Annotated in this window: 25 protein-coding genes; 8 read left to right on the top strand and 17 right to left on the bottom strand. The window is 72.3% G+C overall.

Features of this window, described 5'->3' with window-relative positions:
- Positions 1-229 precede the first annotated feature (229 nt).
- From OHS18_RS45425 to OHS18_RS45385, 9 genes are all read right to left on the bottom strand, one after another.
- Positions 230-1,147 (bottom strand): GNAT family N-acetyltransferase, encoded by a 918-nt coding sequence (locus OHS18_RS45425; RefSeq protein ID WP_328458517.1) that lies wholly within the window; start codon positions 1,145-1,147, stop codon positions 230-232.
- Complete coding sequence (aroQ, locus tag OHS18_RS45420; protein ID WP_247049129.1) at positions 1,144-1,575, bottom strand: type II 3-dehydroquinate dehydratase; 432 nt, start codon at positions 1,573-1,575, stop codon at positions 1,144-1,146. The genes OHS18_RS45425 and aroQ overlap by 4 nt, the downstream gene beginning before the upstream one ends.
- A complete protein-coding gene (gene aroB / locus OHS18_RS45415) occupies positions 1,572-2,681 on the bottom strand; it encodes a 3-dehydroquinate synthase (protein ID WP_328614964.1) in 1,110 nt (369 codons plus the stop codon). The genes aroQ and aroB overlap by 4 nt, the downstream gene beginning before the upstream one ends.
- Positions 2,682-2,688: 7 nt before the next feature.
- A complete protein-coding gene (locus OHS18_RS45410) occupies positions 2,689-3,213 on the bottom strand; it encodes a shikimate kinase (RefSeq protein WP_328614963.1) in 525 nt (174 codons plus the stop codon).
- Complete coding sequence (aroC, locus tag OHS18_RS45405; protein WP_328614962.1) at positions 3,210-4,397, bottom strand: chorismate synthase; 1,188 nt, start codon at positions 4,395-4,397, stop codon at positions 3,210-3,212. The genes OHS18_RS45410 and aroC overlap by 4 nt, the downstream gene beginning before the upstream one ends.
- A 782-nt stretch (positions 4,398-5,179) precedes the next feature.
- Positions 5,180-5,779, bottom strand: a complete 600-nt coding sequence (locus tag OHS18_RS45400) for a prepilin peptidase (protein WP_442875455.1) — start codon at positions 5,777-5,779, stop codon at positions 5,180-5,182.
- 263 nt (positions 5,780-6,042) lie between these two features.
- Positions 6,043-6,702 (bottom strand): anti-sigma factor family protein, encoded by a 660-nt coding sequence (locus OHS18_RS45395; RefSeq protein WP_328458524.1) that lies wholly within the window; start codon positions 6,700-6,702, stop codon positions 6,043-6,045.
- The gene (locus OHS18_RS45390; protein WP_305879311.1) at positions 6,699-7,211 is read right to left on the bottom strand and encodes a sigma-70 family RNA polymerase sigma factor; all 513 of its coding nucleotides are present in this window, start codon (positions 7,209-7,211) and stop codon (positions 6,699-6,701) included. The genes OHS18_RS45395 and OHS18_RS45390 overlap by 4 nt, the downstream gene beginning before the upstream one ends.
- A gap of 4 nt (positions 7,212-7,215) precedes the next feature.
- Complete coding sequence (locus OHS18_RS45385) at positions 7,216-7,584, bottom strand: hypothetical protein (protein WP_247049123.1); 369 nt, start codon at positions 7,582-7,584, stop codon at positions 7,216-7,218.
- Positions 7,585-7,697: 113 nt separating this feature from the next.
- On the opposite strand from OHS18_RS45385, the gene OHS18_RS45380 reads away from it, so the two are divergent.
- A complete protein-coding gene (locus OHS18_RS45380; protein ID WP_328458526.1) occupies positions 7,698-8,135 on the top strand; it encodes a QcrA and Rieske domain-containing protein in 438 nt (145 codons plus the stop codon).
- 73 nt (positions 8,136-8,208) lie between these two features.
- On the opposite strand, the gene OHS18_RS45375 is transcribed toward OHS18_RS45380, so the two are convergent.
- Together OHS18_RS45375 and OHS18_RS45370 are read right to left on the bottom strand one after the other, a co-directional pair.
- Positions 8,209-8,664: a PTS sugar transporter subunit IIA gene (locus tag OHS18_RS45375; protein WP_328458528.1), complete on the bottom strand. Its 456-nt coding sequence runs from the start codon at positions 8,662-8,664 to the stop codon at positions 8,209-8,211.
- The gene (locus OHS18_RS45370) at positions 8,661-8,900 is read right to left on the bottom strand and encodes a glucose PTS transporter subunit EIIB (protein ID WP_167379806.1); all 240 of its coding nucleotides are present in this window, start codon (positions 8,898-8,900) and stop codon (positions 8,661-8,663) included. The genes OHS18_RS45375 and OHS18_RS45370 overlap by 4 nt, the downstream gene beginning before the upstream one ends.
- A gap of 243 nt (positions 8,901-9,143) precedes the next feature.
- On the opposite strand from OHS18_RS45370, the gene OHS18_RS45365 reads away from it, so the two are divergent.
- The 5 genes from OHS18_RS45365 to OHS18_RS45345 all read left to right on the top strand — a co-directional run bounded on the left by OHS18_RS45365 (position 9,144) and on the right by OHS18_RS45345 (position 13,866).
- Entirely contained in the window at positions 9,144-9,932 is a 789-nt protein-coding gene (locus OHS18_RS45365; RefSeq protein WP_328458532.1) for a GntR family transcriptional regulator, read from the top strand.
- Positions 9,929-11,170, top strand: a complete 1,242-nt coding sequence (locus OHS18_RS45360) for a PTS transporter subunit EIIC (protein WP_328614960.1) — start codon at positions 9,929-9,931, stop codon at positions 11,168-11,170. The genes OHS18_RS45365 and OHS18_RS45360 overlap by 4 nt, the downstream gene beginning before the upstream one ends.
- Positions 11,171-11,210: 40 nt before the next feature.
- A complete protein-coding gene (locus tag OHS18_RS45355; protein ID WP_247049117.1) occupies positions 11,211-11,477 on the top strand; it encodes an HPr family phosphocarrier protein in 267 nt (88 codons plus the stop codon).
- 92 nt (positions 11,478-11,569) lie between these two features.
- Positions 11,570-12,385 carry a serine hydrolase domain-containing protein gene (locus OHS18_RS45350; protein ID WP_328458536.1) on the top strand — a complete coding sequence of 272 codons (816 nt, stop codon included), beginning with the start codon at positions 11,570-11,572 and terminating at the stop codon, positions 12,383-12,385.
- Positions 12,382-13,866 (top strand): alpha/beta hydrolase, encoded by a 1,485-nt coding sequence (locus tag OHS18_RS45345; RefSeq protein WP_328614959.1) that lies wholly within the window; start codon positions 12,382-12,384, stop codon positions 13,864-13,866. Before OHS18_RS45350 ends, OHS18_RS45345 begins: the two co-directional genes overlap by 4 nt.
- A gap of 199 nt (positions 13,867-14,065) precedes the next feature.
- Here the strand turns inward: OHS18_RS45345 and OHS18_RS45340 are convergent, their stop codons facing one another.
- Both OHS18_RS45340 and OHS18_RS45335 read right to left on the bottom strand, forming a co-directional pair.
- Positions 14,066-14,995, bottom strand: coding sequence for a D-2-hydroxyacid dehydrogenase family protein (locus OHS18_RS45340; RefSeq protein WP_328614958.1), 930 nt, complete (start codon positions 14,993-14,995; stop codon positions 14,066-14,068).
- A 4-nt stretch (positions 14,996-14,999) separates the two neighbouring features.
- A complete protein-coding gene (locus tag OHS18_RS45335; protein WP_328614957.1) occupies positions 15,000-16,193 on the bottom strand; it encodes an endonuclease/exonuclease/phosphatase family protein in 1,194 nt (397 codons plus the stop codon).
- Between the two features lie 151 nt (positions 16,194-16,344).
- Between OHS18_RS45335 and OHS18_RS45330 the strand changes: the two genes are divergently transcribed.
- Positions 16,345-16,788: a hypothetical protein gene (locus tag OHS18_RS45330; protein ID WP_328458544.1), complete on the top strand. Its 444-nt coding sequence runs from the start codon at positions 16,345-16,347 to the stop codon at positions 16,786-16,788.
- A gap of 25 nt (positions 16,789-16,813) precedes the next feature.
- Entirely contained in the window at positions 16,814-17,473 is a 660-nt protein-coding gene (locus tag OHS18_RS45325) for a TetR/AcrR family transcriptional regulator (RefSeq protein ID WP_328614956.1), read from the top strand.
- Here OHS18_RS45325 and OHS18_RS45320 read toward each other — a convergent pair.
- Genes OHS18_RS45320 through ruvX form a run of 4 tightly spaced genes read right to left on the bottom strand, consistent with a single transcriptional unit; the run spans position 17,460 to position 22,314 of the window.
- The gene (locus tag OHS18_RS45320) at positions 17,460-18,716 is read right to left on the bottom strand and encodes a GrpB family protein (RefSeq protein ID WP_328614955.1); all 1,257 of its coding nucleotides are present in this window, start codon (positions 18,714-18,716) and stop codon (positions 17,460-17,462) included. The genes OHS18_RS45325 and OHS18_RS45320 overlap by 14 nt on opposite strands.
- 58 nt (positions 18,717-18,774) lie before the next feature.
- A complete protein-coding gene (locus OHS18_RS45315; protein WP_328614954.1) occupies positions 18,775-19,641 on the bottom strand; it encodes a shikimate dehydrogenase in 867 nt (288 codons plus the stop codon).
- Entirely contained in the window at positions 19,631-21,889 is a 2,259-nt protein-coding gene (gene mltG / locus OHS18_RS45310) for an endolytic transglycosylase MltG (protein ID WP_328614953.1), read from the bottom strand. Before mltG ends, OHS18_RS45315 begins: the two co-directional genes overlap by 11 nt.
- Complete coding sequence (ruvX, locus tag OHS18_RS45305; protein ID WP_230862612.1) at positions 21,886-22,314, bottom strand: Holliday junction resolvase RuvX; 429 nt, start codon at positions 22,312-22,314, stop codon at positions 21,886-21,888. Before ruvX ends, mltG begins: the two co-directional genes overlap by 4 nt.
- Positions 22,315-22,372 lie beyond the last annotated feature (58 nt).

The following is a 22,372-nucleotide window of genomic DNA, read 5'->3' as shown; positions in this document are numbered from 1 at the left end:
TCGCCAGTCACGTTCCCGGCAAGAACACCTCGCGCGGCCGACTCACGACGGCCGGCCAGTGGCGTCAGCAGGTGATCATCGGCAGTCACGTTCCCGGCCGGAACACCTGACCCCCGCCGAGTCACAACGCTCCGCCAATGGCCCTCGAACGTGACCTGAGCTGCCCGAGCCGACGCATCGGCAGCGAGTTGTCCCCTGTCGCGCGACCCTCACCGGTGCCGGGCCGGGGTCATTTCCCCTTGGCCGGCGGGCCTTCGATCGCGACCAGCTCGACCTCGAAACCGGCGTCGTTCTCCAGGTACGCCGCGTAGTGGGTGTCGCCGCCGGCGTGCGGGTAGCGGTCCGCGAACAGCGGGCGCCAGCCGTACTCGGCCGAGCGGGTGGCCAGGTCGTCGACTTGCCGGCGGGTGTCCACGTGCAGGGCCAGGTGGTTCAGGCCGGGGCGGGTGCGCTCGTGCTCCGGCGCGCTCATCGCCGGCGAGGCCTCGACCACCAGGTACGTGGCGCCGAGCCGCCAGCTGACCCCGGCGGGCCAGCGCTGGAACTCGCGCCAGCCGAGTTCGCCCAGCAGCCAGCCCCAGCTCCGCTCGGCCGCGGCGAGGTCCGGCACCCACAGTTCGATGTGGTGCGGCCGCCCGTGCGTGGCGGGCAACGCCACCAGTACGCGGTGGAGGTCGCCGTAGTGGACGCCGCTGCCGACGTCCAGGAAACCCAGGCGCCCGGCCACTTTCCGGCTCGCCGCGTTGTTCTCGTGCACCAGCGCCCAGACCGCCGGCAGGCCGAGGCCGTCGAGGCCGTGGTCCAGCACCGCGCGGGCGGCCTCGGACGCGAGGCCCTGCCCGGCGTGTGCGCCGGTGACGTAGTAGCCCAGTTCCGGCACCCCGCCCGGCAGTTCGGACGACGGGCGCAGGTGCGCGACGCCGATCACCTCGCCGTCGCGCTCGATGACCCAGTGGCCCTGGCCGGCCGGGCCGTCGTAGGCCAGCCTGCGGTCCACCATCCCGCTCGCCGCGGCCGGGTCGGAGAAGTCCGCGGCGAAGTAGCGGCTCATCTCCGGGTCGGAGAACACCTTCACGACGCTCTCGCGGTCTTCCTCGACCAGCGGCCGCAGCGTCAGCCGCGGCGTGGTCAGCGTCGGCAGGCTCATGCCGGGTGCGCGGCGAGCCAGCGCAACGCCAGCGGGTAACCGTCGACGCCGAGGCCCGCGATCACCGCTGTCGCGATGTCCGACAGGACGCTGTGGTGCCGGAACTCCTCGCGCTTGTGGACGTTCGAGATGTGCAGCTCGATCAGCGGCGCGGACAGCTGCGCCGCGGCGTCGCGGACCGCGATCGAGTAGTGCGTCCACGCGCCGGCGTTGAGGACCACCGGATTGCCGCCGTCGGCGGCTTCGTGCAGCCAGCCGACCAGTTCGCCTTCGTGGTCGGTCTGCCGGACCTCGACCTCGATCCCGAGCTCCTCACCGGCTTTCACGCACAGCGCGGCGAGGTCGTCGTGGGTGGTCGAGCCGTAGACCGACGGCTCGCGCTTGCCGAGCCGCCCGAGGTTGGGGCCGTTGAACACGAACGCCTTCACAGCAGGACACTCCCGCCGCTCTTCGGGGCATCCGCGGCGATCGCCGAGTAGGCCGCCGCGAGCAGCGACGGGTCCGGGCCTTCGAGCCGGCCGGGTTTGCCGAGGCCGTCGAGGACGACGAACCGCAGCACACCGGAGCGGGTTTTCTTGTCGCCCTTCATGGTTTCCAGCAACTGCGACAGGGCGTCGGCGTCGTACGTCGTCGGCAAGCCGAGCAGCTTCAGGACGGCCGCGTGCCGCTCCGCCGTCGCGTCGTCGAGGCGCCCGGCCAGCCGCGCCAGCTCGGCGGCGAACACCAGGCCGACGCTCACCGCGGCGCCGTGGCGCCACCGGTACCGTTCGCGGCGCTCGATCGCGTGACCGAGGGTGTGGCCGTAGTTGAGGATCTCGCGCAGGTCGGACTCGCGCAGGTCGGCGGCCACGACGTCGGCCTTGACCTGGATGGACCGGCGGACCAGCTCGGCCAGTACGTCCCCGGCCGCGTCGAGGGCCGCCGCCGGGTCGGCCTCGATCAGCTCGAGGATCCGCGGGTCGGCGATGAAGCCGGTCTTGACGACCTCGGCCATCCCGGCGACCAGCTCGTTCGGCGGCAGCGTCTCCAGCGTCGCCAGGTCGACGAACACCGCGCTCGGCTCGTGGAACACCCCGACGAGGTTCTTGCCCGCCTCGGTGTTGATGCCGGTCTTGCCGCCGACGGCGGCGTCGACCATGCCCAGCAGCGTGGTCGGCACGTTGACCAGCCGGACGCCGCGCATCCAGGTGCCCGCGACGAACCCGGCGAGGTCGGTGACCGCGCCGCCGCCGAGACCGACCACGACGCCGCGCCGGTCCAGCCCCATCCGGCCGAGCACCTCCCAGCAGAAGCTCGCGACGGTCAGGGCCTTGCCGTCCTCGGCGTCCGGGATCTCCACGCGGTGCGCGTCGAGGCCGGCCGCCACCAGCTCCTCGCGGATGGCCTCGGCGGTGGCGGTCAGCGTCGGCGGGTGGATGAGCGCGATCTTGGACGCGTCGGCCAGCTGCGCGGTGAGCTCGCCGAGCAGGCCGCGCCCGATGACGACGTCGTAGGGGCGGGCGGTGGCGACGGTGATGCGCACCGGTTCGGACACGGGTGACTCACTCCTTGGCTTCGGCGGGGACGACGAGCCCCGCGCTGAGGTCCGCGACGATCTCGGCGGGGGTGCGGTCGTCGGTGACGACCTCGACGGTGGCGACCTCGCGGTAGACCGGCACGCGCTCGTCGAGCAGTTTCTTGAACGTGGCGCGGGGGTTCACCCCGGCCAGCAGCGGCCGCGCGCTCGACAGCCCGGTGCGCTGCACCCCGGCGGCGAGGCCGACGTTGAGGAACACGACGGTGTGCGCGGCCAGCCGGGCGCGGGTGCCCGGGGTGAGCGGTGCGCCGCCGCCGAGCGAAAGCACTCCGTCGTGCTCCGCGAGCGCAGTGGCGACCGCTTCCTCTTCCAGGGCACGGAAAGCGGGCTCGCCGTCTTCGGCGAAGATGTCGGAGATGCTGCGCCCGGTGCGGGCGACGATGTCGGCGTCGCTGTCCCGGAAGACGAGGCCGAGCGCCTCCGCAAGCAGCGGCCCGACGGTGCTCTTGCCCGAGCCCGGCGGGCCGACGATGATCGCGCGCGGACTCACCAGCGCTCCTCGATGGCCTTCAGGTACGCCTCGGCGTTGCGCTTGCTCTCGATCAGGGAGTCGCCGCCGAACTTCTCCAGCGCGGCGTCGGCGAGGATCAGCGCCACCACGGATTCCAGCACGACCCCGGCGCGCGGCACCGCGCAGACGTCGGACCGCTGGTGGATGGCGACGGCGGCCTCGCCCGTCCGTACGTCCACTGTGGACAGTGCCTTGGGGACGGTCGAGATCGGCTTCATCGCGACGCGCACGCGCAGCGGTTCGCCGTTGGTGATGCCGCCTTCCAGACCGCCCGCGCGGTTGGACCGGCGGGTGACGCCGACCGGGCCGGAGCCGCGGTCGATCTCGTCGTGCGCCTGGCTGCCCCAGCGGCGGGCGGTGGTGAAGCCGTCGCCGACCTCGACGCCCTTCATCGCCTGGACGCCCATCAGCGCGCCGGCCAGCCGCGCGTCGAGGCGGCGGTCCCAGTGGACGTGCGAGCCGAGGCCCGGCGGCAACCCGTAGGCGATGACCTCGATCACGCCGCCGACGGTGTCGCCCGCCTTCCGCACGGCGTCGACCTCGGCGACCATCGCGTCGGTGCCTTCCTTGCTGAAGGCGCGCACCGGGCTCTCGTCGATGGCGGGCAGGTCCGCGGCGACCGGCAGCGGCCCCTCGGGCGCGTCCGCGGCGCCGATGGACACGACGTGGCTGAGGATCTCGACGCCCAGCAGCTGCCGCAGGTAGTTCCGCGCGACGGTGCCCAGCGCGGTCCGCGACGCGGTCTCGCGCGCGCTCGCCCGCTCGAGGACCGGGCGCGCCTCGTCGAAGCCGTACTTCTGCATGCCCGGCAGGTCCGCGTGGCCCGGCCGGGGGCGGGTGAGCGGCTCGTTGCGGGCGAGGCCTTCGAGGATCTCCGGGTCGACCGGGTCGGCCGCCATCACCTGTTCCCACTTGGGCCACTCGGCGTTTTCGATCTGCACGGCGATCGGGCCGCCCTGGGTGAGCCCGTGGCGGACGCCGCCGAGGAAGGCGATGTGGTCGGTCTCGAAGCCCATCCGCGGGCTGCGCCCGAACCCGAGCCGGCGGCGGGCCAGCTGCCCGGTGACGTCGGCGGTGGTGACCTCCACCCCGGCGGGCATGCCTTCGAGCACGGCGGCCAGCGCGGGTCCGTGCGATTCACCTGCGGTGATCCAACGCAACATGTCCTCAATCCTGTCACGGGCGCCGAGGGGGCCGGAGAAGCGCCCCGGCCCGCTCGCGGAGACCGCAGGAAGGGACAAGCGCGCACAACCGGACGGCGGATGGCCGCTGCGCCGAAGGGTCGCCACGGCGGGCGCCTCCCGGCCGTAGGACGCCTCGACGACACGGGTGAAGGTCGGGTGCCGAACAGCGCGGGCGGACCATCGCGTGGGACCGGGCGGCACGCCCTCTCACGACGCGAGAGGGAAGCCGCGCACAACCAAGCCACGGCGTTGAGTGCGGAAACGCGCTCCTTCCTGCGGACGGCCGCCACGGCGGGCGCCTCTGGTCGTGCGACGCCTCGACGACGCCGGTGAAGCCAGGCCGGGTGCCGGACAGCGCAGAGCGGACCACCACGTGAACCGCGCAACGCGACCCGTCTCAACGCCGGCGGAGAGCACGCGCGACCAAGCCACCGCGAGGAGTGCCGGCCCACGCGAAGCGCGGTCCTTCCGGCGGACAGCCGCCACGGCGAAGGCCGGCACCTCCCCCGACGGACACCTCGACGACACGGGTGAACTCAGGCCGGGTACCGAACAACGCAAAGCGGACCACCACGTGGACCGGGCCACGCGACCCATCGCAACGCCAGCGGAAGACCACCCGCGACCAAGCTACGGCGAAGAGAGCCAACCCGTGCGGAACGCGGCCCTTCTGTGAACAACCGCCACGGACGCCTCGACGACACAGGTGAAGCCAGGGCGGGCGGCGAACAGCGCGAAGCCAGACCGGGCGCACGACCCCCTCACAACGCCAGCGGGAAGAGCACGCACAGCCAAGCCGCCGCGAGGAGGGCCGGTCCGTGCGGGACCCGCTCCCGGCGGCGGACGGCCGCCACGGCCAGGGTGAGCAGGGCCGCTGTGAGAGCCGCCAGGGCCAGGGCGGGCCAGCCCGCCGCGGCCAGGACCGCGCCGAGGCTGCCGGACAGCTTCACGTCCCCTGCGCCGAGGCTGGCCGGGGCGAAGTGGTGCACCGCCGCGTGTGCGCCGCCGAAGAGCAGTCCGCCGGCCGCCGCTCGGAGGGCCAGGGACGGTCCGCCGCCGCCCAGGGCGGCCGCGCCGATCGCGGCGCCGAAGAGCGGGTACGCCGGCAGGGTCAGCACGTCGGGCAGGCGGAGGTGGCGCAGGTCGGCCAGGGCCAGCGGTACCGCCACGACCGTGAGCAACGCGGGTACCGGCAGCCACCAGCCGGGCCAGGCGCCGCCCAGCCAGCGGGCGGCGACGGCCGTGGCGCCGAGGGCGGCCAGCCCCGCTGCGGTGCCGGCCGGGATCGGGGCGGCCGCGCGTCGCAGTGCCCAAGCTGCCGCCGGAGCGGTGGCGGCCGTAAGAGCGATGAGGATGAAGATCACCGCACCAGCCTGCGGCGACCGGGATGACCAGGGCAACTGCCCGGTGTCACGAACGGTCCGTTCGCGACGCTCCGGCGCCGGTTTCACTCCGGTGGGCGACAAGCCACCCGGATCACGGCGGCACGGCGGCACAGCGGCACAGCGCGCCCGCCGTGAGCGGAGCCCGAATCACCACTCACGACGGGCGCAGCACAGGGAGGCGAACACCCGGAGGAGGGTGGCTCATCCGGGACCCCCTGCGTCCCGGATGAGCCACGGCTTCACAAACTCAGCCGCAGCAGCGCACGCCCACTGCCGCCGCGCACCTCCAGGGCCGCCATCTCCGGCGTCTTCAACGCCGTGCCCACCACGATGCGGGCCGTGTTGTCCGGCAGCGCCTTCCACGTCGCCAGCTGGGTTTCCTTGCCGTCGCGGCCGATCGCCACCAGGACGTAGTCACCGCCGCTGCGGCCACCCGTGTAGCTGCATGACATGTCGACTTCGGTGCCCCACTCGTGGTCACCGAGACGCGCGTCCGCACGGACCGGGAACTGACCCAGGGCCGTCAACGCGAGCGGCTGCGGGCCGCCGGCAGGTGCGGCGGGCGCCGGCAGCGCCGCCACCACGCCAAGCGCCACGCACGCCGCCACCGCCACCGCGGCCGACAGGGACGTCACCGCGTTGCGGATCCGGCGCCCGCGCCGCACCCGCTTCAGCACCGACGGCAGGAGCTCCGGCGGCGGTGGTCCGGCGTCCACGATCCCGGTGACCTGCGGCGGACCGGCCTGGGCGAGCAGCCCGGGCAGTCCCGCCAGGTCACGCACCGCGGCCGCGCACCGCTCGCAACCACGCAAGTGCTGTTCGAAGCGCTGCCGGTCCTCGGGGGACAGCGCCCCGAGCACGTACGCGGCGTCGAACGTCGCGAACGGGTCCTCGCTCACTGGGTCACCCCCCTCTCCTCGAGCACCAGGCGCAGCGCGCGCAACGCGTAGTGCGTGCGCGACTTGACCGTTCCCTCGGCCACCCCCAGCCGCACCGCCGCGTCCGCGACCGAATACCCCTGGAAGTAGCACAGCACCAGCACCTCGCGGTGCCGTTCCGAGAGCTCCGCGAGCGCCTCGGCGACCAGCCAGCCCTGCACGGCGCGGTCGGTGCCGTCCGCGACGGCCCGCTCCGGCGGCTGGTCGGTCATCACCTCGGAGCGCGCCGACGCCGAGCGCCAGCCGTCGATCGCGATCCGCCGCGCGACCGTGAACAGCCACGCCCGCGCCGACCCCTGGGACTGGTCCAGCACCGTCGTCGAGCGCCAGGCCCGCAGCAGCGTCTCCTGGACGACGTCCTCGGCGCGGATCCGATCGCCGGAGGTCAGGTGGAGCGCGTAGGACCACAACGCGGCCGCGTGCTCCTCGTGCAGCGCGCGCATCAGCGCGTCTTCCGCGACTTCGCCCACGGGGTCAGACCGCGACTTTGCGCCGGTCCTTCACGACCATCAGCGCGAGCCCGCCGATGATGCAGATCACCTCGGTGATCACGCCCCAGTACTCCGGCTGGCTGTTGAACTGGTCGTGGTTGCCGGCGAACCCGACCGTCGCGGCCAGCACGTACGCGCCGAGCGTCAGCGCCCCGAAGCCGAACGCGCCCAGCGCGGGCAGCCAGTGCCGCCAGGCCAGCACGGCGATCGCGAGGACCAGCCCGGCGATCGCGTCCAGCAGGAACAACGGGCCGACGATGCCCGGGTAGTCCTCCGTCCACAGCACGTAGTGCACACCCGCCGAACCCAGCAGCGCCACCGCCGTGACGATCCGCAGAACCCAACCCACCATGATCGTTCCTCCGCTCCACACCCACTCGGGTAGATACACGGATCAGGGGCCGTTCCGGTTCACCCGGCCCGGTGGGAATTGAACCGAAGCGATGTCGATCTCGTTTAGTAGGCATGACTGCCGAACTTCATTCCCGCCGCACCGTCCTCACCACCGGTGCCACTGTCGCCGGCGTCGCCGTGGGCACCGTGGCGCTCGCCGCCTGCGGATCCTCGGACGACTCGAAGTCGGGCACCGCCCAGGCGCCCATCGCCGCGGGCACCCCGCTCGTCGCGCTCGCCGACGTCCCGGTCGGGCAGGCGAAGGCGGCCAAGGCGCCGGACGGCTCCGACGTGATCGTGGCCCGTACCTCGGACGCGGCCGTCGCCGCGTTCAGCGCGATCTGCACGCACCAGGGCTGCACCGTCGCGCCGAAGGGCGCCGACCTGGTCTGCCCGTGCCACGGCTCCGTGTTCAACGCCCTCACCGGCGAGGTCAAGCAGGGACCGGCGAACAAGCCGCTGCCGTCCGTGCCGGTGAAGGTCGAGAACGGGAAGGTCGTCACCGGCTGACGGGCCGGGAGACACCGAAGGGCCCTTGTGGACGATCACCGTCCACAAGGGCCCTTCGCGTGACAAATCCGACTCAGGCGTCCCACGCGAACAGCGGCTCGCCCGCGGTCACGTCGCGCTCGGCGTCCAAACCGGACAGCACCTCCGCGCCGGCGTCCAGCGCGACGACCGGCACGATCGCCGAGTAGCCGGCCGCGGTCACCGCTTCCGGGTCCCAGCTGACGATCGGCTGCCCGGCCCGCACCTGCTCGTCCTTGACGACGTGCAGCGTGAAGCCTTCGCCCTTCTCCTTCACCGTGTCGATCCCCAGGTGCACGAGCACGGCCTGGCCGTCGTCGGTCTGGACGACGAAGGCGTGCGGGTGCAACGTCTTGATCGTGCCGTCGACCGGCGCGACCGCGTCCGACCGGCCGCCCGTCGGCTGGACGGCGATGCCCGGCCCGACCATGGCCTGTGCGAACACCGGGTCCGGGACCTCGGTGATCGGCACCACGCGCCCGGCGACCGGGCTGAGGATCTCCAAGCTCACAGCAGGTCCTCGATGTCGCTGGCGATCGTGTCCGCCTCCGGCCCGACGATCACCTGCAGCGCGCTGCTCCCCATCTTGACCACGCCCATCGCGCCGGCCTTCTTCAGCGCCGCCTCGTCGACGAGGCTCATGTCCTCGACCTCGCACCGCAGCCGCGTGATGCAGCCCTCGATCTCGGTGAGGTTCTCCGTGCCGCCGAGAGCGGCGAGGATCTTTTCGGGCCTGTCATCCGCCATCGCGGTCTCCTTGATCACTGTTTGTTCCCAACCTGACGCGCACCGCGTGTCCACCTGTACTACGCCGTTCGTCGGCATGCACGCCGCCGCGGGCCACGAACGGATAACGGTGGGTTGACACCCGTCCGCGCGGCGGAGCATCCTGCCCCATCAGATCATTGGTCTAGACCGGAACGTACCAATGTTCCGGGCCGGACGCGAGCACCGGTCCCCGGTGACGCGAGAACGAGGAGGGTGACGCCGATGAGCGCGGCAGCGCACGTCCCGCCACCCGACCGGGTCGTCAACGGGCCCACGCCCAAGCACGCCCAGCTGCGGGAGATCCTCCGCCGCACGGTGGAGCGCGAGCTCCCGCCGGGTGCGCCGATCCCGTCGGAACGTGAACTCGCCCAGCGCTACGGCGTGTCGCGGCTCACGGTCCGGTCGGCGATCGGCAAGCTGGTCGAGGAGGGTCTGCTCGCCCGGGTGCGCGGCAAGGGCACGTTCACCGCGGCCCGGCGGATGGAGCTGCAGCTCTACCTGATGTCGTTCACCGACGACATGCGGCGGCGGGGGCTGACCCCGACGACCGAGGTGGTCTCCGCGGCCACCGAGGTCCCACCCACCGCCTCCGCGCACGCCCTCGGCCTGGCCGAGGGCTCCCCCGCACACCACCTCGTGCGGTTGCGCCACGCCGACGGCGTACCCCTGGCCGTCGAACGCGGCTGGTACCACGCGGGCCGGGCTCCCGGCCTGCTCGAGCTCGACCTGACCCAGTCGCTCTACGCGCAGCTGGCCGAGACGTACGACGTGCGTCCCGACCAGGCGTGGCAGACGGTCTGGGCCGAAGGAGCGGACCGCGAGACGGCCCGGCTGCTCGGCATGCGCGCCGGCAGTCCCCTGCTCGTGTTCCGCCGGGTCTCCAGCGCGAACGGCGACCCGATCGAAGACATCACGTCCTGGTACCGGGGAGATCACTACCAGGTGACCATGCAGTTGGACCGGAACACCCCGGAACCCGGTCAACAACCCCACTATGGAGGATCCAGATGAGCTCCACCACCGCGGAGGGGGCGACGAAGAAGAGCGGCGGAGGCCTCGCCGGTCTTCAGCGCTTCGGCCGTAGCCTCATGCTTCCCATCGCCACGCTCCCGGCCGCCGGCCTGCTGCTGCGTCTCGGCCAGGACGACCTGCTGGGCAAGGACGGCCTCGGCTGGGACAAGGTCGCGGCCGTCCTCGGCGCCGCCGGCGGTTCGCTCTTCAACTGGCTGCCGCTGCTCTTCGCGGTGGGCATCGCGGTCGGCTTCGCCCGCAAGGGCGACGGCTCCACCGGTGTCGCCGCGGTCGTCGGCTTCTTCGTCTTCACCAGCGTCATCCAGGTGTTCGCCCCGCTGAAGGACCTGCCCGGCTACAAGCCGAACGGCGGCTTCGAGCTGGCGCCCATCAAGTGGCCCTACAGTGTGCTCGCCGGCGTCGTCGTCGGCCTGGTCGCGGCCGTGCTGTGGCAGCGCTACCACCGCATCAAGCTGCCCGCCTACCTGGCGTTCTTCGGCGGCCGCCGGTTCGTCCCGATCATCACCGCCTTCGCGCTGCTGCTGCTCGGCGTGATCTTCGGCCTGCTCTTCAAGTACGTGAACACCGGCATCGAGAACGTCGGCGACGCGGTCACCGGCGCCCCGGTCGTCGGTGGCGGCATCTACGGCCTGCTCAACCGCCTGCTGATCCCGGTCGGCCTGCACCAGCTGATCAACGTGCCGGTCTGGTTCATCTTCAAGGGCGGTGACATCACCAACTTCTTCAACGGCGACCCGAACGCCGGTGCCTTCACCACGGGCTTCTTCCCGATCTTCATGTTCGCGCTGCCCGCGGCGGCGCTGGCGATCTGGCAGACCGCCCGCCCGGCGCAGAAGAAGGTCGTCGGCGGTGTGATGATCGCGGCCGCGCTGACCTCGTTCATCACCGGTGTCACCGAGCCGATCGAGTTCTCGTTCATGTTCGTCGCGTGGCCGCTCTACATCTTCCACGCGGTGATGACCGGCCTTTCGCTCGCGATCGCCAACCTGCTGAACGTGCACTTGAGCTTCTCGTTCTCCGCCGGCGCGATCGACTTCGCGCTCAACTCGAGCTCGAAGGCGGCCCACAACACCTGGATCCTCATCGTGATGGGCCTGGTGTACGCGGTGATCTACTACGTGGTGTTCCGCTTCGCGATCACCAAGTGGAACCTGAAGACGCCGGGTCGCGAGGACGACTCGATCGAGTCGGACCTCGAGTCGACCGCCGCGAAGTAAACTCCGTACCGACGTAGATCCCAGTAGCGAGAGGACGAACATGCCGGAGAAACGCGTCGCCGTCGCGAGCAAGGTGGGCCTGCACGCCAGGCCGGCCGCGCTGGTGGCGAAGGCGGCCGCGGCGCAGCCCGTCGCGGTGCAGATCGCCAAGGCCGGGGGAACCCCGGTGGCCGCCGGCAGCGTGCTCAACCTGATGACCCTCGCCGCCGGGTACGGCGACGAGGTCGTCATCAGCGCCGAGGGCGAGGGCGCCGAGGAGGCCGTGGAAGCGGTCGCCCAGCTGGTCGCCACCGACCTCGACGCCTGAGAAACACCCCCGCTGTAACACTCCATGAAGGCCCTCGCACCGGTCCCCGACACCGGTGCGGGGGCCTTCATGGCGTTTCGTAGGGTGGACGCATGGAGAGCGTGCGCCTGATCGACGAGTGGCCGGTGGACAACGCCGCGACGGCCGTGGTGAAAGCGGACGGGACCGTCGTGGGCCGCCACGGCGACACCACGCGGAAGTTCCGGCTGGCCTCGGTCAGCAAGCCGCTGACCGCCTACGCGGCGCTGATCGCGATCGAAGAGGGCGTCGTCGAGCTCGACACCCCGGCCGGGCCCGAGGGCTCGACCGTGCGGCACCTGCTCGCCCACACCTCCGGCCTCGCCTTCGACGCGCACAAGGCGATGGCCGCGCCGGGCACCCGCCGCCTCTACTCCAACGCCGGCTTCGAGGAGCTGGCCGACGCGCTGGCCGAGCACTCCGGCATCCCGTTCGCGCAGTACCAGGCCGAGGCCCTGTTCGGGCCGCTCGGCATGACCGGCACCTCCCTGGACGGCTCGCCCGCGGCCGGCGCGGTGTCCACTGTGGACGACCTGGCCGCCTTCGCCGCCGAGCTGCAGGCCCCGAAGCTGCTCGCGCCGGCGACCGTCGCCGAAGCCACGAACGTCGTCTTCCCCGGGCTTTCCGGGGTGCTGCCCGGGTTCGGCCACCAGAAGCCGAACGACTGGGGCCTCGGGTTCGAGATCCGTGACCACAAGAGCCCGCACTGGACCGGCTCGGCGAGCTCGCCGAGGACCTTCGGGCACTTCGGGCAGTCGGGCACGTTCCTCTGGGTCGACCCGGACGCGGGCGCGGCCTGCGTCGCGCTGACCGACCGCGCCTTCGGCCCGTGGGCCGCCGAGGTCTGGCCGCGCTACACCGACGCCGTGCTGGCGGACCTCGGCGCGTGAAACGGCTTCTCCTCGCACTCCTGCTCCTGCTCGCCGCCTGCAGCGCACCCGCCGCCGCACCCGCCCCTCCCGCGACGCCGCAGCCGACGGCCGACCCTCCCCCGGCGCTCGGCACCAACGGCGCCGCGGTGCCCGCGCTGCACTGGGCGCCGTGCCACAGCGGTTTCCAGTGCACGCCCGCGTCCGTGCCGCTGAGCTACCGCGAGCCGAAGGGCAAAGCGATCACGCTCTCGGTCATCCGGCTCCCGGCGAGCGACCCCAGCCGCCGGATCGGTTCGCTGTTCTTCAACTTCGGCGGCCCGGGCACCGACGGCGTCGGCGAGCTGGCGCGGTTCGCCGCGCGCTACCCCGACGAGCTGCGCGCCCGGTTCGACCTGGTGGGCTTCGACCCGCGCGGGATCGGCGGATCGGCGCCGATCAGCTGCCCGGGCGCGGACCACCCGCCGGCGATCCCGTCGCCGTTGCAGCAGCCGGATGCCTTCTTCGCGGCGAGTGCCGCGCCCGGGAAGGCGTGCGCGGCCGGTTCCGGCGACCTGCTCGCCCACCTCTCGACGGCGAACGTGGCGCGGGACATGGACCTGCTGCGCCAGGCCGTCGGGGATCCGGCGCTGAACTTCTACGGCTACTCCTACGGGACGTACCTGGGCGGCACCTACGCGAACCTGTTCCCGGACAAGGTCCGCGCGATGACCCTCGACGGCACCCTCGACCTGGTCGCGAACGCCACCGGGAAACCGGGCCAGGAGAAGCAGCCGGTCGACGTCCGCGCCGACGTCGCCACCGCGCAGCAGCAGGAGCTGGAGCAGTTCTTCACGGTGTGCGCCGCGGCCGGGCCGAAGTGCGCGTTCGCCGGCGGGGATCTCAAGGCGAAGTTCGCCGGCGTCTTCGCCCACGCGTCGCGCGGGCCGGGCGTGTCCTCCCTGATGCGGACGATCGACAGCGCGCTGTACCAGTCCGGCCGCTGGAAACGCCTGGCCGAGACCTTCGCAGCCCTGCCGGCGGGTCCTGGAGCCGCGTCGCCGGTGCTCGATCCGTACGTGCCGACGCACTCCCCGAACTTCCTGGCCGTCCAGTGCGTCGACAGCGACAACCCCTCGAGCCCGGCCGACTACGCGGCGCTCGCGGCGAGCGAAAGCAAGCGGCAGCCGTACTTCGGGCTCGGTGCGGTGTTCTCGATGGCCCAGTGCGTCGGCTGGCCGGCCCACGACGCCGACCGCTACACCGGCCCGTGGAACCGGGCGCGCAAGAACCCGGTCCTGGTGCTGAACAACCGCTTCGACCCGGCGACCCCGCTGCACAACGCCCAGGCGACGGCGGCGGAACTCGGCGACGGCCGGGTGCTGGTCGTCGACGGGTACGGCCACACGTCCCTCGACGTCCACAGCGCCTGCGCCACGGCGGCGGTGGTCCGGTACCTGGCGGATCTGGCCGTGCCGGCGGAGGGAGCGAGCTGCGCCCCGGACACGGTGCCGTTCCCCTGACTCCGCGCTCGTGGGTGAGAAACCGTTTTCCGCTCCGGTTTCGCACTCACCACCAGCCACGGCCGCGTGTTCAGCCGGATGGCCGCGCCGGGCAGGGTCCAAAGACCCTGCCCGGGCCGCGCGCCGGGTGATGTCATCTAGGGGTGCGGGCCCGCCCGGGCCGGTGCGGGGACCTCGGGCCCCGGCGGGCCGCACACCACTACTCCATGACGCGGATCGGCGCTCCCGCCCGGTAAGCCGCGATGTCCTCGACCGCGTCACCGTAGAAGATCTCGTAGACCTCCCGCGTGACGAACCCGATGTGCGGCGTCAGCGTCGCGTTCCCGAGTGTCCGCAGTGGATGGTCCGCCGGGAACGGCTCGGTGTCGTAGACGTCGATCGCCGCGCGGATCGCCTTGCGCCGCAACGCGTCCACCAACGCCGCCTCGTCGACGATCGGGCCGCGCGAGGTGTTCACCAGCAGCGCGCCCGGCTTCATCGCCGCGATCTCGTCCGCGCCGACCAGGCCGCGGCTGCGGTCGCTGAGCACGAGGTGGATCGACAGCACGTCCGAGCGGGCGAACAGCTCCTCTTTGGACACCGCGGTGACGCCGTGCGGCTCCGCCTTCTCCGGCGTCAGGTTCTGGCTCCAGGCGATGGTTTCCATCCCGAAGACCTGCCCGATCTTCGCCGCGCCCGCGCCGAGCCGGCCCAGGCCGAGCAGGCCGAGCGTCTTGCCGTGCAGCATGGTGCCGACGCTCGTCTGCCAGCCGCCCTCACGCATGGAACGGAACTCCTGCGGCAGGTTGCGCGACGCCGCGAGGATCAGCGCCCACGTGTGCTCCGCGGTCGGCTCGCCGATGTAGCCGGTGGCGGACACGACGACGCCGTTGCGGCGCGCGGCCGGGACGTCGATGGCCGCGTTGCGCTTGCCGGTGCTGACGAGCAGCTTCAGGTCGGGCAGCCGGTCGAGGACCTCGGCGGTGAACCGGGTCCGCTCGCGCATCGCGACGACCGCTTCGAAGCCCTGCAGCTGTTTGACGACGTCTTCCAGCGGCTCGGTGAAGACCGTGATGTCGGCCTCCAGCGAGTCCCAGTCCCCGAAGGTGAGGGCGACGTTCTGGTAGTCGTCGAGAATGGCGATCCGCATGATCTCACCGTAGCCCGACGAGGACGTCCACGCGGACCAGGTGGTGGTCGGAGGCGTCGTTCAGCCGGGACAGCGGGTCCGACGGCACCGGCCAGAACACCTCGGCGTGCCAGGGCAGCAGGCCCTTCGACGGCAGCACGTAGTCCGTGCGGAGGTTGCCCGGCGTGACGTCGCCGAAGTCGCCGGTGTCGTAGAACGGGTCGCTCTTCTGGCCGGCGTTCGCGCCGCCCTGGGCCTGGGCGGCCAGCACCGCGCCGCGGCTGCCCGGGTGCGTCCGGACGACGCGCGGCGCGTCGAGCAGCTGCTGGATGGCGCCGGGCACGCTGTCGCCGTCGAGCGGATCGGAGTTGTTGTCGCCCGCGACGACGAACCGCTCCCCCGCGCCCAGCCCGCCGCGGTGCCCGCGGTCGTCGTAGAGGTAACCGCCCTTGCCGGGCGTCGTGTAGTCGGCCCAGAAGCGGATCTCGTCGTGGTTGCGGGTGCCGTTGTGGTCGTCCGGGCCGTCGAAGCTCGGCGGGGTCGGGTGCGACACCAGGAAGTGCACCCTCTCGCGGCCGATCTTCAGCGGCAGGTCCCAGTGCGACTTCGACGACAGCCGCAGCACGTTCAGCTCGGCCGGGCTGTACCAGTCGTGCGGCGCCGGCGTCGCCGGGTCGTCCGGCAGGAGCGCGCCCGGCATGTCCTTCCAGAGGAACTTCTGGAACGTGCGGACGTGCGCGACGTCGATCGGGTACTTCGAGAGCACGAGCAGCCCGTACTGGCCCTCGAAGGTGCCGAAGCCCTGGGCGTCGTTGCCGCCGCCGACGGTGCCGTCGCGGTCGAGGTCGAAGCCGGTGGGCACGCCGGTGTTGACCGGCGCGGTGTAGGCGTACGGGTAGTCGATCGGCTTGGCGCCGTGCTGGCCGACGGCCAGGTAGTTCTTCCGGAACGCGTCGGCCGCGGCGTTGCCGGGCACGTAGTCGAACTCGTTGATCAGCTGGACGTCGGCGCGGTTGCGCTGGACGACCTCGGCGACCTTCTGCGCCTGAACGTTGCCCGGCGTCGACAGGTCGCTCAGCAGCTGCCCGGCGGCGGCGCGGTTCAGCGAAGCGTTGAAGGTGGCGAAGCGGACACTCTGCCCGAAACTCGCGGAAGCGGAAGCGGGCACGGCCAGCGCGACGAGCGCAGCCACCGTAAGCCCTGCGGCGATGCGTTTCACGGTCTTACCTCCCGGTCGGCGGACACCTTATGCGGGAAAGCGCCCTGCCGGGTGAGCACCGGGTGAACGGCCGACGTGACCCCGCTCTCTTGAACACGTTCAAAACTAGGCCTACAGTCCGTCTTGAACACGTTCAAAACTTGGAGGGACCATGGAACCCGTTGTTGTCGCCTACGCGCTCTACCTGCTGATCAGCATTCCGTTGACGGTGCTCGTCGCCCGGACGCTCAGCAAGCACGGCCGCACCTTCCTCACCCAGGTCTTCGAGGACAGCCCCGGCCTGGCCAACGCCGTCAACCAGCTGCTGGTCGTCGGCTTCTACCTGATCAGCCTCGGCTTCGTGACGCTCTTCCTGACCAGCCGGGCCGACGTGGACAACGCCCGCCAGGTGTTCGAGGTGGTCTCGGTGAAGGTCGGCGTCGTCGCGCTCGTGCTCGGCGTCATGCACCTGTTCAACGTCCTGGTCTTCAACGGCATCCGCCGCCGGCACCTGGCCCCGAAGCCCGCACCCGCGCCGCAGCCCGTGTTCGCCGGCCGGCCCGTCCCCTACCCCGGCGCGCCGGGCCCGCAGGTCCCGCCCTTCCCCGCGCCCTGACGTGCCCGGCGCTAACGTGCTGCGGGTGCCCAAGAGCGAGGAAACGCGGTCCCTGATCGTCACCACCGCCATGCGGTTGTTCACCGAGAACGGGTACGACCGCACGACGATGCGCGCGATCGCCGCCGAGGCCGGGGTCTCGGTCGGGAACGCGTACTACTACTTCTCCTCGAAGGAACAGCTGATCCAGGGGTTCTACGACGAGATCGCGCGGCTGCACCTCGACGCCGCCCGCGCGCAGCTCGTGCACGAGACTCGCTTCGCCGACCGCCTGAAGACGGTTTTGCTGTGCTGGCTCGAGCTGGCCGAGCCCTACCACCGCTTCGGGACGCAGTTCTTCGTCAACGCGGCCGACCCGGAGTCCCCGCTGAGCCCGTTCAGCGAGGAGTCCTCGGCCGCCCGCACCGCCTCGATCGAGCTGATGCGCGAGGTCGTCGACGGCTCCGACGTCAAGCTCGACCCGGAGCTGCGGGCGCAGCTGCCCGAGCTGCTCTGGCTCTTCCAGATGGGCGTGGTGCTCTTCTGGGTGCACGACCGCTCGGCCGGCGAGAAGCGCAGCCGGATGCTGGTCGAGCGCAGTGTCCCGCTGCTCGCCCGGCTGGCCGCGCTCTCCCGGCTGCGGGTGTTCCGCCCCGTCAGCCGGGAGATCGTCGACCTGATCCAGGACCTCGCTAAGCGGGACTGACCGCCCGGAAGTACAGGAACCGCGGCTTGGTCCGCAGGTTCTTCGCCCACTTCGGGTCGGCTTCGTCGGCCCCGGGCACCGGCATCGGCTCGACCAGCCGGTCGACGGCGAAACCGGCGTCGCGGACCGCGCCGAACATCCAGCTCAGCGGCCGCCGGTAGAACCGGACCGGGTGCGGCCGCCCGCCGAGCCCGAAGTCGTCTTCGAGCAGCTCGACCTCGAAGTAGTTCTCCTTGTCGAACCAGTGCCAGTCCTCGCCGGGGTGGTGCACCGAGAACACCAGCGTGCCCCCGGGCCGCAGGACCCGGCGGAACTCGGCCAGGGTGGCGTCCCAGTCCTTCAGGTAGTGCAGCACGAGCGACGCGGTGATCACGTCGATCGAGCCGTCCGCCAGGTCGAGCGGCCGCGAGACGTCGGCGTGCTCGAAGCGCGCGACGTCGCCGAACTTCTTCCGCGCGACGGCGACCATCCCGGCGCTGGCGTCGACGCCCAGGACGTCGGCGCCCCGCCCGGCCAGCAGCGCGCTCAGGTGCCCGGCCGCGCAGCCGACGTCCAGCACGCGCTTGCCTTCGACGTCCCCGGCGAGGTCCACGACCGCGGGCCGGTCGTAGAGGGCGTTGGTGACGGACTTCCCGGCGTGCTCGGCGTAGGCCTCGCTGTAGTCGTCGTACTGCTCGGCCCGGGCCCGGCCGAGGATCTCCTCGACCACCTCGGTCTTGGCGTCGGCGTAGTTCTGGATGTACTTCCACTCCCGCGCGGCCAGCTCGCGCTTCTTCGCCGCGTACCGCTCCAGCTCCTCCGGGTGCGACCGCAGGCGGTCGCGGAAGAGCCGGTAGCGCGACGCCTGGCCGTTGCCCGGCGAGTAGGTGTGCAGGTTGATGTTCGTGTCCGGGCCCTTGAAGCAGCGGTGCTTCTCCCAGCCCGGCTCGCGGATGACGAGCCGGTAGCCCGCGCCCTCCAGCGCCGGGACGTAGAAGCTCTCGTCGTCGGAGTCCGGCACCTCGAGGTAGATGTCGACGCACGGCTTCGCGCACAGGCCGGGCACCGACGTCGACCCGACGTGCTCCAGGGCGAGCACCTGCTCCCCCAGGACACCGCGGATCCGCTCGGCCTCGCGCTCGAAAGCCTTCGGCCACTCCGGGTCGTAGTCGACGAGCGTCACGGTCGAGTCGAGCTTGGGCGGCTCACCGCCGACCCAGGCACTCTCCAGTTGGTCGTCGCTCAGCGCTTCTTGACTGGTCATCTCGGTAGACCCCCTCATTCAAGGCAGTCGACCAGAATATCAACCCGGGCAAGCGGTTTTACCCGATCGGCAGCGGCAGCAGGTTCCCGGTGGCCTCGCGCAACGCGTCCCGCATCGCCGCGCGCGGGGCCGGCCGGCCGGTGAAGTGCTCGGCCTGGCCGAACGCCTGGTGCAGCAGCATGTCCAGCCCGGTCGCGAGCTTGCCGCCGCGGGCCGCGACGGCTTCGGCGAGCGGCGTCGGCCACGGGTGGTAGATGACGTCGAGGACGTGCGCGACGGCCGCGAGGCCGGCCACGTGCGGCAGTACGGCGTCCGGCGGGACGGTGTTCACCAGCACCGCGGCTTCGGCGGCCAGCGCCGCGAAGTCCGTTTCAGACCACCGAAGCACGTCGATGTCGAGCGAAGCCCGCTTCGCCGCGTCGAGCGTTTCGCCGGCCCGCGCGGGTTCCCGCACGACCAGCCGCACCCGACGCACACCCAGCGCCGCCAGGCCGACGACCGCCGCGGCCGCGGTACCGCCCGCGCCGAGCACGATCGCCGTGTCGGTGTTGTCCCCGGACGTCGGCGTGTACCCGCCCGCCGCGCGCAGGGCCCCGGTGACGCCGTCGACGTCGGTGCAGTCCGCGAGCCAGCCCTTCGCGGTGCGGACCAGCGTGTTGGCCGCGCCGACCGCGGCCGCGCGCGACGTCACCTCGTCCGCGTGGTCCAGCGCCGCGCGCTTGCCCGGCATGGTGACCGAGAAGCCGGCCCACTCCGGGCCGGCGCCGTCGACGAACGCCGGGAGATCCTCGGCGGCCGTCTCGATCCGCTCGTAGGTCCAGCCGGTCAGGCCGAGCGCTTCGAACGCGGCGCCGTGCAGCACCGGGGACAGCGAGTGGGCCACCGGCTTGCCCAGGACCGCGGCCCGCCGGGGCTCAGAAGGCACCGTTCGCCTTGGCCTTCTCGACGTTCTTCTTGTGATCGTCGAACGTGACCGCGAAGCACGACAGGCCGTTCTTCTCGCACTTGACGAAGTACACCCAGTCCCCCGCGACGGGGTGCACCGCGGCCTGGATGGCCTCGGGGCTGGGCACCGAGATCGGCGTCGGGGTCAGGCCCGCGTTCTTGTACGTGTTGTACGGCCCGGCCCGGAGCCGGTCGGCGTCGTTGGTCGCCAGGGTGGGCCGGTCGAGCACGTAGTTGACCGTGGAGTCCATCTGCAGGCGCATGTCGATCGCCAGCCGGTTGTAGATGACCCGGGAGAGCTTCCCGAAGTCGGCCTTCACCGCTTCGCGTTCGATGATCGAGGCGATGATCAGCGTCTGGTACGGCGTCTTGCCCGGACCGGTCGACTGCGGGCTCAGGCCGGCGTTCTGGATCGCCTCGGTCGAGCTGCGGACCAGCTGGCCGATGATCTCCTGCGGGCTCGCGCCGGGCCGGACGTCGTAGAGCCCGGGCGCGATCAGGCCTTCCAGCCTGCGGTCCTTGCGGTCGGCCTTGTTCGCGTCTTCGACCGCCCATTCGGGCACGCCGAGCGTCTTGAGGTCCGCGGCGTCGACGACCTTGCGCAGGTCGTCGGAGGTGACGCAGGTGCTCTTGCCGTTGAGCTGCGCGCACGACGCCTTCGCCATCAGGCTGTACACGCCGGGCGTGACCTTGCCGTCGGGCTGGGTGATGTCGTCGAACTGCGTGTAGGGACGGACCTCCAGCTGCCCGACCCGCGAGGTCGGCGCGACGATCCGGTCGACCGCGCTGGCCCCGGACATGTGCGACTTCATCACGTAGAAGCCGTGCTGGATCTTCGACAGCTTCGGGTTGTCCGCGCCGGCCTTCACGAAGGCCTTGCTGCTGGCGACGACCCCGGCCGTGGTCAGCTTGGCGCCGATCGCCGACGTCGAGTCGCCGTCGTCGACCTGGAACAGGACGTCGCCGTCACCGGCGCCGTCGTAGTCCTCGTAGCCGAAGAACCTGTTGAAGCCGTAGTAGGCGCCGCCGGCGAGCAGGACGATCACCGCGACCGCGGCGATCCAGCCGAGGGCGCGCTTGCCCTTCTTCTTCCGCGGCTTCTTCGGCTCTTCCTCGTAGTCGTCGTAGTCCTCTTCGTACTCCGGCTCGTCGTAGCCGTCTTCGGCGTATTCGCCGTCGTACTCGTCGTAGTCCGCGTACTCGTCGTACTCGTCCTCGGCGAAGAGGGCGTCCTCGGCCGGCTGCTCCTCGTGGAGGGCGCGGACGGGTTCGGGCGCGGCCGGCGGCGGGGGTGGCGGGGCCTGCGCGGGGATGATGTCCGTCACCGGCTCCTCGCGCACCGGCGGGGGCGGCGGGCGGCGCCGGCGCGGCGGCTCGGCGCCGGGCGCGGGCACGCCGACAGAGCGGTCACCCGGCTGGACGGACCGCCGCGCGGGAGGCTGGGCGGCGGCCGGCGGCTCGGCGGCCGCACGGCGACGCTGGGGAGCTTCGCCTTCGACCGGTTCCGGGGCGGCGCGACGCCGTCTCGGGGCCTCGGCCGGCTCTTCGGGTTCCGGGGCCGGACGACGCCGGCGTGGCGCCTCGGCGACTTCTTCGGGCTCCGGCGGGGGGCGACGCCGGCGGGAGGCTTCGGCGACTTCTTCGGGCTCCGGCGCGGGGCGACGCCGGCGGGGGGCCTCGGGGGCCACCGGGGCTTCGTCGGGCTCGGGGGCCGCGCGGCGCCGGCGGGGGGCCTGGACCTCGGATCCCTCGTCGAGGCCGTGGCGGGCGTGCGCCGCCCGGGCCGGCGCGGCCCGGCGGGCCTGCGGGTCGAGCTCGTCGTCGACCGGGGGCAGCGTGTCCGGCGGTTCGAGCCGGCGACGGCGCCCGGTCTGCGGGGCGTCCCGGCGCGGGTCGGCGGCCGGGGGTTCGGCGGGCCGGCCCCGCCGGGAAGGCTGGGACGGCTGCGGCAGCTCGTGGTAGCCGCTGGCCGGCTGCGCGCGCCGGGCCGGCGGGGGCGGCACCTCGTGCCGGTCGCTCGGCTGCTGCGGACGGCGGGTCGGCTGGGGCAGCTCGTGGTAGCCGCTCGGCGCCTGGGCGCGGCGGGCTTCGGCCGCCCGGGGATCACGCGGATCACGCTGGTCACGCGGGTCGCCGTGGCGGGGCGCGGGGCGGGCCGGGGGCGGGGTCGCCTCGTCCGGCTCCCGCAGCCTCCGGCGGCCGCGCTCAGGTGGCTGCTCGTCGTTCATCGGTCTCCCTCCCGGGCGCGGTGCGCAGCAGCGGCGTCGATCCAGGCCTGCAGGATCTCGACGGCGGCGGCCTGGTCGACCACCGCTCGCTGCTTGCGGCCTTTGACCCCGCGCTGGGAGAGGATGCGGGATGCGGTGACCGTGGTCAGCCGCTCGTCGCCCAGCCGGACCGGCACGGGCGCAACGCGCCCGGCCAGACGTTCAGAATACGCGATCGCCAGCTCGGCCGCCGGACCCTGCCGGTTGGCGAGCGTTCGCGGCAAGCCCACGATCACCTCGACCACCTCGTGCTCGGTGACGAGGGCGGCCAGCTGGTCCAGATCACTGTCGTCGGTCGCATCGCGGGAGAGGGTAACCAATGGCGACGCGAGCACGGGGGCCGGATCGCTCAGGGCGACGCCGACCCGGACGGATCCGACATCCACCCCGAGCCGCCTGCCGCGCCCCGGATCGCCGGGACCAGGCCGATCCGGGCCGCGGTTT

The sequence above is a fragment of the Amycolatopsis sp. NBC_00355 genome (genome assembly GCF_036104975.1).
GTDB lineage: Bacteria > Actinomycetota > Actinomycetes > Mycobacteriales > Pseudonocardiaceae > Amycolatopsis.
Note: the sequence above shows the minus strand (reverse complement) of the source record. Positions and strands in the feature narration are given on the sequence as shown.